Origin of the sequence: Pseudomonas sp. 10-1B, assembly GCF_000935045.1 — a bacterium.
Lineage (GTDB): Bacteria > Pseudomonadota > Gammaproteobacteria > Pseudomonadales > Pseudomonadaceae > Aquipseudomonas.
In genome coordinates this window covers 1-15,202 of record NZ_JYKS01000012.1, presented here as the reverse complement: position 1 = coordinate 15,202, position 15,202 = coordinate 1, and the positions used below count along the sequence as shown (strand labels likewise).

Sequence of the window (15,202 nt, the reverse complement as noted above, 5' to 3'; positions counted from 1 at the left end):
GTCAGCGCTCAGGCTCGACGAGCACCGGGCTGATACGCCGTGGCATTGCCACTTTCAGCAGCCATAGGGCTACCAGCACGATCCCCCCGCCCCCGGCCAGGGCCATCAGCCGCTGTGGCTGCGGGTGCTCGGCACCGAAACCCAGCACCAGCAGGTAACCACCCAGGCTCAACAAGCTGAGGTAGAGAAACGCCCCCAGCACGACCACCTGCGCGAACAGCAGCCGCCAGAACAGCCGCGGGCGCACGATACGCCCGGAAGCCTTGGACTCGGTCATCGCTGCATACTCTTGGATCCAATAAAGGGGGAACAGTGGCGTAATGACAGCAAGGTGTCAATTGCCCATTCGATCGGCCCTTCATTCTGTTGATCATAGGTGCTGCAGTTGACTCAACTATAACAATGGGTTATAAAGCGCGCTTGATTGCGAAGCCCTTCTGCTTAGAAGCGAGCTGGTCATTGCGACCCCTTCAAGCGTGCGAGTGTGGTGGAATTGGTATACACAGCAGACTTAAAAGTGCGCCCGTAGAGGGCGGCGGATCGATAACGTAGGCATACGTTGCCACTGTGAATAATGTGGCTAAACCAGCACCTTACCGGAGGGGGAAACCCCGCAAGGGACTGTAGCATGGTGTGAAAAGTCTCAAATGGGGTAGTATCCGCTCCCCTGGCGAGGCAGGTAGAATGGATATGGTAAGGGCTATACTGCTCGAACCCTAGTCAGAGAGCGACTCGACGGCGTCGATGGGGAAAGGATACCGACGCCCCATTTCTTGGTGACGGAAGGCAAGATTTTAAGGCCTCCCGTAGTTCACCTCCAAGGCTCAACCCCAGCGAGGGGCCAAATGACGAAAGGGGTACCTAAGTCCAGTGCAACGTTCCGCCGTTAACGCGGGGATGGCCTAAGTCGTGCGAGCGATATGGCTACGGAGTAATCGTAGTAGAGTGTGGCCCCGGTGGCGAAATGGTAGACGCAAGGCACTTAAAATGCCTCGTTCTTTGAACGTGTCGGTTCGAGTCCGACCCGGGGTACCATTATTCCCTAACAAGGAAGGGGATCTCATCCCGCGAGGGGGATGATCTCAGAAGGGTTACAGGCATGCGTTACCTAGTTCGAAAATGGTTGAGTTGGATGGCTCATGAAGATCATTGAACGACTAGAAACTCTCAGAAAGTTGAATTGCGATCCCAAGTGGGAAAACGACAACATCTTCAGATTAGTGTGCTCTCCGCAACTGGCAACTCTTGCCTATGAGCGGATTAAGTCAAACCCAGGCAATATGACTGCGGGCGACGATGGAGTTACGCTTGATCACATCTCCTCAGAAGCACTTGGAAACTGTGTGAGTCGATCCGAAACGGTTCGTACCAGCCCAGACCTGTCCGCAGGAAATTCATACCCAAGGCCAATGGGAAGACCCGCCCTCTAGGGATTCCCTCCCCAAGAGACAAGATCGTCCAAGAAATGATTCGGGAGATTCTCGAATCAATCTACGACAGCGCGACCTCACCCTCGTTCTCCAGCCATAGCCATGGATTCAGGCCGAATTTGGGCTGCCATACGGCAATTCAAGAGTTTACTAAATGGAACGGCGTGACATGGTTGGTCGAAGGGGACATTAAAGGGTTCTTCGACAACATCGACCATCATGTTCTGATCTCCTTGCTGCGCAAGCGGATCAAAGATGAGAGGTTCATCAATCTCATCTGGACATTCCTTCGTGCGGATATCCGGGAAGTGGACGGCTCACTGTCGTCCAACAAGCTGGGGACACCGCAGGGAGGGGTCATCAGCCCTATCCTCGCGAATATCTACCTGCATGAGTTCGACAGCTGGGTCGATGACCTCCGCACGGAACTCACCAAAGGGACGAAGAGGAAACCAAATCCGGAGTGGCGAAAGCTCATACGGAAGAAGGACTACCTGATTTCGAAGGGGCAAGCTACCAAGGATTCTGAAGTTGTGAAGGAGTTGGAGCACGCAGCATCGCTCCTACCGACGGTGCTAGTCGACGACCCCGACTTTTGTCGGGTGTTCTACGTCCGCTACGCGGACGACTGGATGATCGGCGTCACAGGTAGCAAGGAACTGGCTGAGGATATTAAGTCCCGCGCCTCCACATTCCTAGCAACTCAACTGAAACTGGAACTCTCTGCGGAGAAGACGTTAATCACTCACGCGAAGTCGGAACAGGCCTCATTCTTAGGCTACCAGCTCTCCATTGGAGGGTCGGTAAAACGCCTGCGAGTTAAAGCCGAAGGCCGACGATCCTCGATCAAGCGCGTGACCGGATGGAAACCAAGGGTTGATGTCTCAGCGAAAACGCTGATCACCAAGCTGAATGTATCAGGATTTTGCCACACACTGAGAGGAAAGGAGTTCTTCCCTAGATCGAAAAGGCTCTTCGTGAGCCTTGAAGACCATGAAATCATCATGCGATTCAACTCGATCTGGAGAGGAATCTACAACTACTACTGCGTGTGTAACAACGCCTACACGCTCAGCTGGGTCATGTACATCCTTCAATATTCTTGCCTCATGACTCTAAGTCATAAGCACAGGATTAGGGTTCCTAGAGCGATTCAACGGTACGGCGTCTTCCCACAGGCCAGTTACAGATCAGCGAAGGGTGAAACCATCACCGTAGGGTTCTGGAAGCCACCACAATGGCGCCAGCCATTCGCGGTGCCGCAGAAGCCATTAGAGCTTGATGTTCTTATGGCACAAACTGCCAGGTTAACCCGCAGCCACCTTGGTAACCCTTGCGCGGTTTGTGGCAACAGTACTGGTGTGGAAATGCATCACATCCGAGCCCTCCGCAAAGGTAACAAAAATATCACGAGTGGTTTCAACAAGATAATGAGTGCCATCAATCGGAAGCAGCTCCCAGTTTGTCAGGGCTGCCACGACAAGATCCACGCTGGCAAGTACGACGACCTCAAATTGTCTTCACTTGCGTACGTGCCTCAGTGATGGCGTAAATCGCATGCTGGAGAGCCGGATGCTATGAAAGTTGCACGTCCGGTTCGGTGGGAGCCTGTTGGATGTTCTCTCTGAGACCCTGGCAGGCGACCCAACTCTGTCGGCGTGAGCCTTGCGGGTTCGAGTCCCGCCACTCGCACCAAACTTCCTTGAAAAGGCGCCCTTGCGGCGCCTTTTTGCTACCTGGCAGCAATATTTGGCGCAGCTGCTAGAGTGGAGCTTGAACCCGTCCACTGGAACGCCACCATGCGCTACTCCCTGTTCGATGGTCAACGCGACATCATTATCCTGATTGCCCGCGTGCTGCTGATGATCCTGTTCGTCTTGTCTGGCTGGGCCAAGCTGACCGGCTTCGACGGCACGGTCGGCTACATGACCTCACTGGGCGCCCCTGCCCCGATGCTGGCAGCAGCGATTGCCGTGCTCATGGAGTTCGTCGTGGCCATCCTGCTGATCCTGGGTTTCTACACACGCCCGCTGGCCTTCCTGTTCGCGCTGTTCGTGCTCGGCACGGCGCTACTGGGCCACCCGTTCTGGAATATGGTCGACCCCGAGCGCAGCGCCAACATGACGCAGTTTCTGAAAAACCTCAGCATCATGGGCGGCCTGCTGTTGCTGGCCGTGAGCGGCCCCGGGCGCTTCTCGGTGGACGGGCGCTGAATCAATCGTCTTCGCAGTCGTCGAACCAGGCGGGGTGATCACGCTCTTCGTCATCGAAGTCATCCCGCGTTTCCTCATCTTCCTCCAGCTCATCCTCGGCGCCCTGGGCATCCGCCTCGGGCTCCACATCGTCGTAGAGAAATTCGTGATCAAGCAGGTGATCGTGCTCGGGTTCGTGCAGGTCGTCTTCGTCGTGCATGCTGGCTCCTGAGCGAATGGCAGGCCTGTATAGGCTGATCAGGTTCGCAGGTCAATGCATTGCGCTTAATCCTCGGTTAACCGGCCAGGTCCAATCTGCAGGCTCTCCCTTCAAACGTCGCTTGCCCGCCTTTCATGGCGGGCTTTTTTCATGGCTGCGTCTGGCGATAGGGCCAGGTCAGACAAGCACATACATGACAACCTGGTGACCTGACCTTCACGAAATACTGACATCTGGATAGGCACACTAAACCTGCTCCGTATGTTCTTGCAGCCCGCCGCATCATTGCCGCGGGCTTTTCTTTTTGCTCGCCTACAAGCCATCCGCGTGACATGCGCTGCTCTTCCAGGCATCGCGCCACTTGCGCCGATGCTTGAGACCATGACCTGAGGCAGTTTTGCCTGGCCAGGCAAGGGCTATGCTAACCCAGCGCTAACCCAAGCTCACTCAGATAGACATGGAGGCTCGTATGAAAGCTGCTGTTGTTGCACCAGGCGGTCGCGTGGATGTGGTGGAAAAAGACCTGCGCCCTCTCGAACACGGCGAAGCGCTGCTGAGGATGCAATGCTGCGGTGTGTGTCACACCGACCTGCACGTGAAAAATGGCGACTTCGGCGACAAGACCGGTGTTGTGCTAGGCCATGAAGGCATCGGCGTGGTCCAGGCGGTAGGACCGGGTGTCACCTCGCTCAAGCCAGGTGACCGCGCCAGCGTTGCATGGTTCTACCAGGGCTGTGGGCATTGCGAGTATTGCAACAGCGGCAACGAAACCCTGTGCCGCGAAGTGAAGAACTCCGGGTACACCGTGGACGGCGGCATGGCCGAAGCCTGCATCGTCAAAGCCGATTACTCGGTCAAGGTGCCCGACGGGCTCGACTCCGCTGCCGCCAGCAGCATCACCTGCGCCGGCGTGACGACCTACAAAGCGGTGAAAATTTCCAACATCCGCCCCGGCCAATGGATTGCCATTTACGGCCTCGGCGGCCTGGGCAACCTGGCCCTGCAATATGCCAAGAACGTCTTCAACGCCAAAGTGATCGCCATTGACGTCAACGACGAACAACTGCGCTTCGCCAGCGAGATGGGTGCGGACCTGGTTATCAATTCACGCACGCAGGACGCGGCGAAAGTCATCCAGGCCCAGACTGGCGGCGCACATGCCGCCGTAGTTACCGCAGTAGCCAAGGCCGCGTTCAACTCGGCTGTCGACGCACTGCGCGCCGGTGGGCGCCTGGTCGCCGTCGGGCTGCCGTCGGAATCCATGAACCTGAATATCCCCCGCCTGGTACTGGATGGTATCGAAGTGGTCGGCTCGCTGGTGGGAACCCGCCAGGACTTGCAGGAAGCTTTCCAGTTTGCAGCGGAAGGGAAAGTGGTGCCGAAGGTGACCCTGCGGCCGATCGAGGATATAAACCAGATCTTCGACGAAATGCTCGAGGGGAAAATCAAAGGCCGGATGGTGATCGACTTCGAAAGTTGAGCACTTGGTGAAGCTATAGTGGCGCCGATACTGGCGGTACACACTCACACGGGGTAGCGGACCATCCAGTATTCGCGATCCCGCCACTCGCCGCGCTGCCTACAGCGGCATGTTGATGCCGAGGAAGTGAGCGAATCCGTGTAACACTCGCACTTGTCGAGGTAGGCATTGAACTTTGTGTACTTTCGAGGGGGTGGTGACGGAAGCCTGGACAGATCAAACTTCTGCCCTTCGGCGGTCACCCGGTACACCATGTCGCCCGGATCGCAGAATGCCGGGGCCTTGCCGCGCGTCATCAGGCCTGCATCGCCCTCCGTGGCCGGATGCGGCATGGTGTCAAAGTGGGGCTATAGGGTAATGCCAGTCAGTTAAGCAATTTGGGGCCGCTTTGCGGCCCTTCGCGGGCACGCCCGCTCCCACAGGGACCGCACATTTCCAAAGCTCAGCGCCAAACCTGTGGGAGCGGGCGTGCCCGCGAAGGGCTGCAGAAACCTTAACTGACTGGCATTAGGCTATAGGGTAGGATTACGGGTTTTTTCAAGGATGAATTGCAGTGAAGAAGCTCAAAGACCTCGAAGCCGCAGCAACCCGCTACCTGAGCAGGTATTCCCGCAAGCAGTTTTTCTCAGTGTTCGCTGTCATTACGGCGGCCAACTACTGGCTTGCCTATAACGTCGACGGGTACAAGTCGATATGGCTGGCAATGATCGGAGGTTGGTTTTTCGGAATGACCTTCGCGCCGTTCCACTCCCCAAAAAGCTCGCCGGACTGACCTTTGGCATGGTGGCAATTTGGTTCGGGATGGGGTACTACGGGTAGCCGGCATGGGGCCGGCTCGGGAGATATGAATGGATTTATCTAGCGTCAAACACACGGTCAGGCTGAGTACGGATGAGCATTCTGGATGCCCGTTCTGCTCGTACAGCTTCGGAAAAAGCTTAGACTGGGATATCAACCATCTACTCAGAAGTGGCAGTGCAACGCCAGGACCCAGCCCATGCAGGTGATGATTCATCAGCGTCATCGCCTCGCCCTGCTCCTCGATCCCAGCCCACGCCATCAGCTCCAGGAGAGCCTGTTTAGTCCCTGATGCGGAAACGATGCATGATTATGCGGAAACAATCAGGTTTTCTATCGCCCAAAGAAAAACCCCGCAGACGTTAATCTGCGGGGCTTTCGAATGGTGGAGGCCGAGGTCGGAATCGAACCGGCGTAGACGGATTTGCAATCCGGAGCATAACCACTTTGCTACTCGGCCTCAAAGTTCGGATCTAGCAGCTTTCGCTTCGCTATCTCCTTGAAACGCTGAACTTTTTTCAAAGTTTGCTGCGTTTCGATGGGCGCCATTATGTCGTCATTCTTCTAACCTTGCAACCCCCTGAACGAAAAAAAATTTCAACGGGTTCAAGGTGTTAGCGCAAGCGGCCAAGTTTACTCCACAAGCCCACCACGGTGTTCTCCATCGCGCCGCTGGCAGCCATACCGATGCGCTCCTGCAGGCTCTTGCGTTCGGCATAGTGCAGGTGGAACAGGTTGGCGTTGCGGGCCCGCTCGCTGAGGTATTCGTCGCTGGTCTGCAGCGCGTCCACCAGTTTGCGGTTGAGTGCCGCGACACCCAGCCAGACTTCGCCGGTGGCCACTTCATCGATGTGCAGTTGCGGGCGATAGCGGGCGACGAAATCCTTGAACAACTGGTGGGTGATGTCCAGGTCTTCCTGGAACTTCTCCCTGCCTTTCTCGGTGTTCTCGCCGAACACGGTCAGGGTGCGCTTGTACTCACCTGCGGTCAGCACTTCGAAATCGATGTCGTGCTTCTTCAACAGGCGGTTGACGTTGGGCAACTGCGCCACCACACCGATCGACCCCAGCACGGCGAATGGCGCACTGACGATCTTCTCGCCGATGCAGGCCATCATGTAACCACCGCTGGCAGCCACCTTGTCGATGCAAACGGTCAATGGGATGCCAGCCTGGCGAATGCGCGCCAGTTGCGAAGCGGCCAGGCCGTAGCTGTGCACCAGGCCACCGCCGCTTTCCAGGCGCAGCACCACTTCGTCACGGGGGGTGGCGAGGGTCAGCAAGGCAGTAATTTCGTTGCGCAGGCTTTCTGTGGCCGAGGCTTTGATGTCACCATCGAAGTCCAGCACGAAGACCCGGCCCTTTTCTTCGGCCTTGCCTTTCTTCTGCTGTTTCTCTGCCTTGGCCTGCTGCTTGCGCAGGGCCTTGAGCTGGGCCTTGTCGAGCAGGCCCGACTCCAGGCGCTCGCGCAGGTCCTTGTAGAAATCGTTCAGGCGGGTGACCTGCAATTGCCCACCCGGTTTGCGTCGCCCTTTGCCACGCAGCCCGGCGATGGCCGACAGTACCACCAGGATGGCGATGACCAGGGTGGCGGTTTTGGCGAGAAAGCTTGCGTATTCAGCAAGAAACTCCACGTTGACTCCTTAAAGACCAGCGCCACTACGGCGCGTAACTGTTGCAAGCATACCGTTGCGCCTGAGGTGCTGCCAGCCGGTGTAAACGCTGGCAACATCTTTCAAACAACCTTTTCAAACGCTTGTATGTTTTTTCGTTGACAGCCCGTGTGCCGCATCCTAACCTCGCAGCAACCTCCAACAGGCCGGAACCTTTCGTGGGCAACCTCTACCTGATTCGACATGGCCAAGCCTCTTTCGGTGCCGATGACTACGACGTCCTTTCGCCCTTGGGCGTGCGCCAAAGCCAAGCGCTGGGTGAACACCTGGCCCAGCTCGGTGTGCGGCTGGACCGCTGCGTGGCTGGCGACCTGCGCCGCCAGCAGGATACCGCGCATTTGACACTGGCGGCATTGCACGCCAATGGCTGCCCAGTGCCGGCTGTTGAGACCGACGCGGCGTTCAATGAGTTCGATGCCGATGGCGTGATCCGTGCCCTGTTGCCCGGGCTGCTGCCGGAAGAGCCCGATGCCCTGCACATCCTGCGCAATGGCGCGCAGCATCGCAGCGAGTTCCAGCGCCTGTTCGCACTGATGGTGCAGCGCTGGCACGATGGCGAGCATGCCGACGACGGCCTGGAAACCTGGCAAGCCTTCACCGCCCGCGTGCAAGGTGGCCTGCAGCGCGTACTCGATGCTGCCGGCAGCGGCGACAATATCGCCATCTTCACCTCGGGCGGCACCATTGCCGCCCTGCTCCACCTGGTAACCCGTATCACCCCCGGCCAGGCGTTCGCGCTGAACTGGCAGATCATCAACACGTCGCTCAGCCAGCTGAAGTTCCGCGGCCGCGACGTGGCACTGGCTTCCTTCAACAGCCAGGCCCATGTGCAGCTGTTGAGGGCGCCGGAGCTTGTCACCTATCGATGAGCCCGGCTTGTTGTGTCCCTGCGGGACGTGTAAATCACTCTATAAGGAATGCGCCATGACCTCCGTAGCTGATGCCGTGAAAAAGATGCAAGAGAAGTTCAACCCATCCGCGGCCACCGGCCTGGACCTGGTGTTCGGCTTCAACATCACCGACGAAGACAAGCACTACGCCCTGATCGTCAAGGACGGCACCTGCAACCTGCAGGAAGGCGAAAACCCGGATGCCAACTGCACCCTGGTGATGGACAGCGAGACCCTGAAGGGTATCGTCAGTGGCGAAACCGACGGCATGCAGGCCTTCATGGGCGGTAAGCTGCGCGTTGAAGGCGACATGATGCTGTCGATGAAGCTCAGCGAGCTGTTCCCGTCCTGAGGGCTGGAAGTAGCGGATGATCGAAAAACCGAAGCCTGAATGGCTTCGGTTTTTTTTTGCCTGTCTGGCACACATTCATCTGGCCTGTGCGGCCCTTTCGCGATACAAGGCCGCTCCCACAAAAACCAAGTCGAGCGCTATCAAAGCAGTTGATCAGGCAGCAACACCCTCACCTATATGGCACCTGGCACGCTTGTTCCAACCTCGGCAGGCCATTAGATTAGCCAATAGTCCTTGCGATCGAGAATAAGGAAAACGCATGATGCTCACCGACCAGTCCACCCAGGTACGCCCCGGCGAAGAACTCGACGCGGCCGTCATCGACCCTTACCTCAAGGCCAATATCCCCGGCCTGGATGGCCTGCCGAGTATCAGCCAGTTCCCCGGCGGCGCCTCCAACCTCACCTATCTGGTCAGCTACCCGGGCCGCGACTTCGTGCTGCGCCGCCCGCCGTTCGGCCAGAAGGCCAAATCGGCCCACGACATGGGCCGCGAATTTCGTATCCTCAACCAGCTGAACAGCGGCTTCCCCTACTGCCCCAAGGCCTATGTGCACTGCACCGACAGCAGCCTGATCGGTGGCGAGTTCTACGTGATGGAGCGGGTCAAGGGCATCATCCTGCGCTCGGATATCCCAGCCGAGCTGAACCTCGACGCCAGCCGCACCGAGGCGCTGTGCAAGAGCTTCATCGACCGCCTGGTCGAGTTGCACCAAGTGGACTACAACGCCTGCGGCCTGGCGGACCTTGGCAAACCGGAAGGCTATGTGCAGCGCCAGGTCGAGGGCTGGACCAGCCGCTACGAAAAAGCGCTCACCCCCGACGCCCCGCGCTGGGAAAAGGTGACCGCCTGGCTCCACGCGAAGATGCCCGCCGACCATCCACGGCCAGGCATCGTGCACAACGACTACCGTTTCGACAATGTGATCCTCGATGCCGACAACCCCATGCGCATCATCGGTGTGCTGGACTGGGAAATGGCCACCCTGGGCGACCCGCTGATGGACCTGGGTAACAGCCTGGCCTACTGGATCGAGGCCGACGACCCGGCGCCGGTACAGCTGATGCGCCGCCAGCCGAGCAATGCGCCAGGCATGCTCAGCCGCCGCCAGTTCGTCGATTACTACGCCGAGCGCGCCGGTATCCGCCTGGACAACTTCGATTACTACTATTGTTACGGCCTGTTCCGCCTGGCCGGCATCGTCCAGCAGATCTACTACCGCTATTACCACGGCCAGACCCAGGACAAGCGCTTCGCCCAGTTCATCCACATGAACCGCTTGCTGGAGCAGATGACCCTGCAGGTCATCGCCAAGTCCAGCCTCTGAGCACCGACCACGACGACGGATAACAAGGAAAACAGCATGTCCAAGACCCACCTGTTCGACCTCGACGGCAAGATCGCCTTCGTTTCCGGCGCCAGCCGCGGCATCGGCGAAGCCATCGCCCACCTGCTGGCGCAGCAAGGCGCCCATGTGATCGTTTCCAGTCGCAAACTCGATGGTTGCCAGCAGGTAGCCGAGGCCATTATCGCCGCCGGTGGCAAGGCGACTGCCGTGGCCTGCCACATTGGCGAGCTGGAACAGATCCAACAGGTATTCGCTAGCATCCGTGAACAGTTCGGGCGCCTGGACATTTTGGTCAACAATGCGGCCACCAACCCGCAGTTCTGCAACGTGCTGGATACCGACCCGAGCGCGTTCCAGAAGACCGTGGACGTGAACATCCGCGGCTACTTCTTCATGTCGGTGGAGGCCGGCAAGCTGATGCGCGAGCACGGCGGCGGCAGCATCATCAACGTGGCATCGATCAATGGTGTTTCGCCGGGCCACTTCCAGGGCATCTATTCGGTGACCAAGGCGGCGGTCATCAACATGACCAAGGTCTTCGCCAAGGAATGCGCGCCGTTCGGCATCCGCTGCAACGCCCTGCTGCCGGGCCTGACCGACACCAAGTTCGCCTCGGCCCTGGTGAAGAACGACGCCATCCTCAACGCCGCGCTGCAGCAGATTCCGCTCAAGCGCGTGGCCGACCCCAAGGAAATGGCCGGCGCGGTGCTGTACCTGGCCAGCGATGCCTCCAGCTACACCACCGGCACCGCGCTCAATGTCGACGGCGGCTACCTGTCCTGATCAGGCTTTTACCGCCATCAGGGTGTAGCTCAGGGGCAGGCGTGCAGGCTGGTCGCGCAAGCGCCATTCGCCGTCGTTGCCCCTGACCATCTGCCCCGGTAGCGCCTCCCAAGGGAGGCTCTGGTGCTCGACCAGAGCCGTCAGTTGCAACCCGTTAGCCAGCATCGCGGTGATCACCTCGCCCAGGCCGTGGTTCCATTCGTGGGTTTCGGTGTGAGCCAGCCGTCGCTCGGTTTCGACGTAGGTCTGGTCGTTGTGCCACACCGTCGGCTCCTCGTGCTCGAAGTAGGGGTATTCGAGCTGCAGACGGTCCTGGTGGTCTTCGTTGACGGCCATCAGCATCGGGTGCCCATCGCGCAGGAATAGCCGCCCACCCGGCTTCAGCAGGGCCGCCACGGTGCGTGCCCATGGTTCGATGCGAGGTAGCCAGCAGAGCGCGCCAATGCCGGTGTAGACCAGGTCGAAAGTGCCTACCGGCAGCACTTGGTCGGCGGCATAGACGTCAGCCTCAACATACTCGATAGACACCGCGCAGCGCCTGGCCAGTGCCCGCGCCTCGGCCAGCGAAGCCGCAGAATAGTCCAGGCCGCAGACCTTGGCGCCAAGACGCGCCAGCGAGAGGGTATCGGTGCCGATGTGGCATTGCAGGTGGACGGCGTTGAGCCCGTCGATATCGCCGAGCAAGGGCAGGTCGAAGCGTACGGTTTCGGAAAGGTGCCCACAGTGCTGGAAGAGTTGCTCGACTTCGTAGTCTTTGGAGGCGGCGTGCAGCGGGGCGCGTTCGTCCCAGCTGGCGCGGTTGAGTTGCAGGGAGCGGTCCATGGTGTCGTCCTTGAGTGGTGGAGCCTCATGCTAGCCGCCACCTGCTCCGCTGCGACACAGCGGCCTTGCTAAAAATTGTAATGCGCGCGGTCTTTGTGGGAGCAACTGTCTTGTACTGCCTGGACTGGCCTCATCGCCGGCAAGCCAGCTCCCACAGGTACCGCGCAGATCTCAAGCTTTGCGCAGTCCCTGTGGGAGCTGGCTTGCCGTGGCGACGAACCGCGGCGATGGGCTGCACAGCAGCTCCAATGTGCCTCATAGGCTTAACTGCCTGGCATTAGCCCCACATGGGCTCGCTTTCTGCCCATTTTCCAGGCCTTACAGGCAAGTCGCCGCCGCAGCCCGGCGCTGCAGCGCCACGCTGTCGTTCTTCTGCGCGTAGTAATCCACCCGCGCCCCACCCGCTTGCGGGTAAACGTCCACGAATGCCTCGGCCTCACGGGTATACACGGTGAACCCGCCCTGCTTGCGCGGCTCCAGGTAGCCACTGGCGTCGTCGCCGAACACCTTCTCTTCCTGCCAACTGAACTGGATGCACTGGGCAACCAGCTCTGGCGCCTTGTGCGAGTCGAGCTGCGCTGTCGGCTTGCCGCCGCGAGCCGTCTCCATGGTCGCAGAAGCACAACCGACCAGCATCAGCGCCGCGGCCATCGGCAGAATCGCACGCATGTTCCATCCTCAGGGTATCGAAAAAGAAAGCGACTCTAGCACTGGCGGGCATCGCGAGTGAATTGTCATGCACCAGCCGCTGTCGCAGTCAATGCATGACATCACAAGGAGACCGCCATGAAACTGCACTACCTGCTATTCGCCGCCTTGCCCTGCCTGCCCCTCGTCGTCACCGCCGCCCCCTCCAGCGAAGAAAGCGTCACAGCGCCGGAAACCCACAATCGTGAGCTGAAGGTCGGCGACAAGGCCCCTGACCAGTACAAGCGCGACGACCAGGCCATCAAGGACTGGAAAGCCAAAGGCCTGCCAGCGCCGGAAAAGGAAAGCCACTGGGTGCGCATGGGCGAGCACTACGTACTGGTACAGATCACCAATGGCGTGGTGCTGGCGATCCAGTCGGCGTCCTGATGCAGCCTGCCTCGAACAAAGCCGCCATGTGCACCGTGTTGCGCCCGGCGGCCTTGGCCTGGTAAAGCGCGGCATCGGCCTGGGCCAGCAGGCTGGCAGTACTGTCCTCCGGCCCCGGCACGCCACACCACAGGCCGACGCTGAAGCGCAACTCGATCTGGTCACCGGCAAAACGTGCCGGGCTGCGCTCAATGGCCTCGCGCAGCCCTTGCAGCGCAGCCATTGCGCCGCTACGGTCAGTGCCCGGCAGCAATAGCAGGAACTCCTCGCCGCCATAACGGCCAAGGCTGTCAGCCTGGCGCAGGCGCTGCTGCAACTGGCGCACGCAATGGCACAGCACCTCGTCGCCGGCCAGGTGCCCATACAGGTCGTTGATACGCTTGAAATGGTCAATGTCGATCATCGCCACGGCCAGGCTGCCCTGTTGTGCACGAGCACGCTCCAGCTCTACGGCGAACCGCTCCAGAATCGCCCGACGGTTATAGGTGCCCGTCAGCACATCACGCAGGGCCAGTTGTTGCAGGCGCGACTCGCTGCGCTCCTTGGCCATCAGCACCAGCCCGATCGAATACATCATCACCGTGGCCGTGCCGATCGCCACGGAAATGCTCTGCTTGAGGTTGCTGGTGTCATAACGCATTTCCACCGCAGTGCCATTGGCCACCGCCACCACGCGCATGCCCAGGCCGACCAGGCTGATCAGCGCGCCGATCTCCAGCAGCAGGTGGGCCCTGCCCGGCCGCTCGGCATGGCGCCGCGCCCAGTACAGGATCATCGAGCATTGCAGCATCAACACCAGCGTCGCCAGGAGCATGCGCGGCTCCAGCGTGTCGAGCAGCAGCATCAGCCCCACCAGCATGCAGGCAGGGATAACGAAGACGATGCGCCAGGGCACCACCTGCTCGCGCACCCGGAACAGGCTGGCCGTATAGAAGGCCAACGCCAGCGACAACAGGCTGTTGCCCACGCCATAGCTGAGCCACAACGGGGCCTGGGCATACACGGTGTAGCAGACATACGCCAGCGCATGCACCAGCAGCCCACAACCGGTGAGCATCAGGTTGTCTCGGCGGTTGCTGCCGACCAGCAACAGGCAAAAAGCGAGGATGGTAGCCACCAGGGCAACGGCGGCGAACAACGTGGGGGTGTGGGCGATCATCATGATTCACCGTGTGGCAGATTGCCATCTTGGCTGCGGCTTAGCGTGCAGTCTAGAGCCGCGCCAAGCGCTCGGCCATGACCGAGCGGGACAGAACAGCAACCCACAGGCACGCCACCTGTCGCTGCAGCACAAATTTTTGCCCGCCCAGGAAACCAAATGGATCATCCCCAGTCTCAGCAAGTGCCCCGTAAACCTTTGCGGATCAAGGACCTATACCGTGATATCCCGTCTTGCAAGCCTTTCGCTGATCGCCGTTGCCCTGTTGACCGCAGGTTGCCATAGCCATCGCTACCATGACGACGATGGCTGGCGTGACCGCGACCGTGGCCATCGTCACCACCATCGGCATGACCGCGACGATGACGATCGTCGATACCGCGGTGACCGCTACTACCGCTGAAGCGTCTTTGCAACCCTTACCCGCCGTCCATTACGCGGCACCTTAACTTGATGATTCCTTTGAGGTTCGTACCATGCGTCTGACTCTGCCTTCCCTTGCCCTCGGCCTGTTGCTGTGCCAGGGCGCTTTCGCCGGTGACGGTACTGCCGCCATTGGCGGCGGCCTGGGTGGTGCCCTGGGTAACGTTGTCGGTCAACAGATGGGCGGCAAGACGGGGGCGGCCATCGGCGCTGGCCTCGGCGGCGCAGCCGGCAGTGCGGTAGGTGCACGCAAGGGCAACCGTACCGAAGCCGCCATCGGCGGTGGCCTGGGTTCGGCCGGCGGTTCGCTGCTTGGCGGCGCGGTGGGCGGCAAGACCGGTTCGACCGTAGGTGCTGGCCTGGGTGGTGCGGCCGGCGGTGCCATCGGCAACCATCTGGGCGACGACCACCGCAGCGGTAAAAAACGCCACCGTCACCGTCACTGATCCGTTGACCTGAGGGGCTGCTATGCAGCCCATCGCCGGCAAGCCGGCTCCTATCAAACAAAACATAAGTCATTGTTTTATAAGGTTTTATTTAAGAGGCCTTTACCAG

At 59.6% G+C, this 15,202-nt stretch carries 17 protein-coding genes and 2 tRNA genes; 12 read left to right on the top strand and 7 right to left on the bottom strand.

The genetic code is table 11. From position 1 onward, the window contains the following. Position 1: 1 nt before the first annotated feature. The gene (locus TZ03_RS08955; protein ID WP_051097135.1) at positions 2–277 is read right to left on the bottom strand and encodes a hypothetical protein; all 276 of its coding nucleotides are present in this window, start codon (positions 275–277) and stop codon (positions 2–4) included. Between the two features lie 673 nt (positions 278–950). Between TZ03_RS08955 and TZ03_RS08950 the strand changes: the two genes are divergently transcribed. From TZ03_RS08950 to TZ03_RS08940, 3 genes are all read left to right on the top strand, one after another. After that, positions 951–1,035, top strand: a tRNA-Leu gene (locus TZ03_RS08950). A gap of 304 nt (positions 1,036–1,339) precedes the next feature. Then, the gene (locus TZ03_RS08945) at positions 1,340–2,974 is read left to right on the top strand and encodes a reverse transcriptase domain-containing protein (protein WP_321163302.1); all 1,635 of its coding nucleotides are present in this window, start codon (positions 1,340–1,342) and stop codon (positions 2,972–2,974) included. Positions 2,975–3,229: 255 nt separating this feature from the next. Further along, positions 3,230–3,643: a DoxX family protein gene (locus TZ03_RS08940; RefSeq protein WP_051097134.1), complete on the top strand. Its 414-nt coding sequence runs from the start codon at positions 3,230–3,232 to the stop codon at positions 3,641–3,643. Position 3,644: 1 nt separating this feature from the next. On the opposite strand, the gene TZ03_RS08935 is transcribed toward TZ03_RS08940, so the two are convergent. Then, complete coding sequence (locus TZ03_RS08935; protein WP_051097133.1) at positions 3,645–3,842, bottom strand: hypothetical protein; 198 nt, start codon at positions 3,840–3,842, stop codon at positions 3,645–3,647. Positions 3,843–4,311: 469 nt separating this feature from the next. Here TZ03_RS08935 and adhP point away from each other — a divergent pair, with 469 nt between their 5' ends. Continuing rightward, on the top strand, positions 4,312–5,322 hold the full coding sequence (gene adhP, locus TZ03_RS08930) for an alcohol dehydrogenase AdhP (RefSeq protein ID WP_051097132.1): 1,011 nt from the start codon (positions 4,312–4,314) through the stop codon (positions 5,320–5,322). A gap of 553 nt (positions 5,323–5,875) precedes the next feature. Then, complete coding sequence (locus TZ03_RS08925; protein WP_051097131.1) at positions 5,876–6,094, top strand: hypothetical protein; 219 nt, start codon at positions 5,876–5,878, stop codon at positions 6,092–6,094. A 412-nt stretch (positions 6,095–6,506) separates the two neighbouring features. Here TZ03_RS08925 and TZ03_RS08915 read toward each other — a convergent pair. Both TZ03_RS08915 and sohB read right to left on the bottom strand, forming a co-directional pair. Continuing rightward, a tRNA-Cys gene (locus TZ03_RS08915) sits at positions 6,507–6,580 on the bottom strand. 154 nt (positions 6,581–6,734) lie between these two features. Then, positions 6,735–7,754, bottom strand: coding sequence for a protease SohB (gene sohB / locus TZ03_RS08910; protein WP_051097129.1), 1,020 nt, complete (start codon positions 7,752–7,754; stop codon positions 6,735–6,737). Between the two features lie 197 nt (positions 7,755–7,951). On the opposite strand from sohB, the gene TZ03_RS08905 reads away from it, so the two are divergent. The 4 genes from TZ03_RS08905 (at position 7,952) to TZ03_RS08890 (ending at position 11,166) form a co-directional block, all read left to right on the top strand. Further along, a complete protein-coding gene (locus tag TZ03_RS08905) occupies positions 7,952–8,662 on the top strand; it encodes a histidine phosphatase family protein (protein ID WP_051097128.1) in 711 nt (236 codons plus the stop codon). Positions 8,663–8,717: 55 nt separating this feature from the next. Continuing rightward, positions 8,718–9,035, top strand: a complete 318-nt coding sequence (locus TZ03_RS08900) for an SCP2 sterol-binding domain-containing protein (protein ID WP_051097127.1) — start codon at positions 8,718–8,720, stop codon at positions 9,033–9,035. 259 nt (positions 9,036–9,294) lie between these two features. Continuing rightward, positions 9,295–10,362, top strand: coding sequence for a phosphotransferase family protein (locus tag TZ03_RS08895; RefSeq protein ID WP_051097126.1), 1,068 nt, complete (start codon positions 9,295–9,297; stop codon positions 10,360–10,362). Between the two features lie 36 nt (positions 10,363–10,398). Continuing rightward, positions 10,399–11,166, top strand: coding sequence for an SDR family oxidoreductase (locus tag TZ03_RS08890; protein WP_051097125.1), 768 nt, complete (start codon positions 10,399–10,401; stop codon positions 11,164–11,166). Here TZ03_RS08890 and TZ03_RS08885 read toward each other — a convergent pair whose 3' ends face one another. Both TZ03_RS08885 and TZ03_RS08880 read right to left on the bottom strand, forming a co-directional pair. Next, positions 11,167–11,988: a class I SAM-dependent methyltransferase gene (locus TZ03_RS08885; protein ID WP_051097124.1), complete on the bottom strand. Its 822-nt coding sequence runs from the start codon at positions 11,986–11,988 to the stop codon at positions 11,167–11,169. A 318-nt stretch (positions 11,989–12,306) separates the two neighbouring features. Beyond that, positions 12,307–12,657 (bottom strand): hypothetical protein, encoded by a 351-nt coding sequence (locus tag TZ03_RS08880; protein ID WP_051097123.1) that lies wholly within the window; start codon positions 12,655–12,657, stop codon positions 12,307–12,309. Positions 12,658–12,774: 117 nt separating this feature from the next. On the opposite strand from TZ03_RS08880, the gene TZ03_RS08875 reads away from it, so the two are divergent. Beyond that, on the top strand, positions 12,775–13,065 hold the full coding sequence (locus TZ03_RS08875; protein ID WP_051097122.1) for an RcnB family protein: 291 nt from the start codon (positions 12,775–12,777) through the stop codon (positions 13,063–13,065). On the opposite strand, the gene TZ03_RS08870 is transcribed toward TZ03_RS08875, so the two are convergent. Continuing rightward, positions 13,025–14,224: a GGDEF domain-containing protein gene (locus TZ03_RS08870; protein WP_051097217.1), complete on the bottom strand. Its 1,200-nt coding sequence runs from the start codon at positions 14,222–14,224 to the stop codon at positions 13,025–13,027. The genes TZ03_RS08875 and TZ03_RS08870 overlap by 41 nt on opposite strands. 223 nt (positions 14,225–14,447) lie before the next feature. On the opposite strand from TZ03_RS08870, the gene TZ03_RS28575 reads away from it, so the two are divergent. Further along, the gene (locus TZ03_RS28575) at positions 14,448–14,627 is read left to right on the top strand and encodes a hypothetical protein (protein ID WP_082056590.1); all 180 of its coding nucleotides are present in this window, start codon (positions 14,448–14,450) and stop codon (positions 14,625–14,627) included. 73 nt (positions 14,628–14,700) lie between these two features. Beyond that, positions 14,701–15,093, top strand: a complete 393-nt coding sequence (locus tag TZ03_RS08865; protein WP_051097121.1) for a glycine zipper domain-containing protein — start codon at positions 14,701–14,703, stop codon at positions 15,091–15,093. Positions 15,094–15,202: the final 109 nt, after the last annotated feature.

Bases quoted from the DNA above. Each gene is read 5' to 3' on its own strand.
- TZ03_RS08955 (WP_051097135.1), bottom strand. From the start codon at position 277: ATGACCGAGTCCAAGGCTTCCGGGCGTATCGTGCGCCCGCGGCTGTTC.
- TZ03_RS08940 (WP_051097134.1), top strand. From the start codon at position 3,230: ATGCGCTACTCCCTGTTCGATGGTCAACGCGACATCATTATCCTGATT.
- TZ03_RS08935 (WP_051097133.1), bottom strand. From the start codon at position 3,842: ATGCACGACGAAGACGACCTGCACGAACCCGAGCACGATCACCTGCTT.
- adhP (WP_051097132.1), top strand. From the start codon at position 4,312: ATGAAAGCTGCTGTTGTTGCACCAGGCGGTCGCGTGGATGTGGTGGAA.
- TZ03_RS08900 (WP_051097127.1), top strand. From the start codon at position 8,718: ATGACCTCCGTAGCTGATGCCGTGAAAAAGATGCAAGAGAAGTTCAAC.
- TZ03_RS08895 (WP_051097126.1), top strand. From the start codon at position 9,295: ATGATGCTCACCGACCAGTCCACCCAGGTACGCCCCGGCGAAGAACTC.
- TZ03_RS08890 (WP_051097125.1), top strand. From the start codon at position 10,399: ATGTCCAAGACCCACCTGTTCGACCTCGACGGCAAGATCGCCTTCGTT.
- TZ03_RS08885 (WP_051097124.1), bottom strand. From the start codon at position 11,988: ATGGACCGCTCCCTGCAACTCAACCGCGCCAGCTGGGACGAACGCGCC.
- TZ03_RS08880 (WP_051097123.1), bottom strand. From the start codon at position 12,657: ATGCGTGCGATTCTGCCGATGGCCGCGGCGCTGATGCTGGTCGGTTGT.
- TZ03_RS08875 (WP_051097122.1), top strand. From the start codon at position 12,775: ATGAAACTGCACTACCTGCTATTCGCCGCCTTGCCCTGCCTGCCCCTC.
- TZ03_RS08870 (WP_051097217.1), bottom strand. From the start codon at position 14,224: ATGATCGCCCACACCCCCACGTTGTTCGCCGCCGTTGCCCTGGTGGCT.
- TZ03_RS08865 (WP_051097121.1), top strand. From the start codon at position 14,701: ATGCGTCTGACTCTGCCTTCCCTTGCCCTCGGCCTGTTGCTGTGCCAG.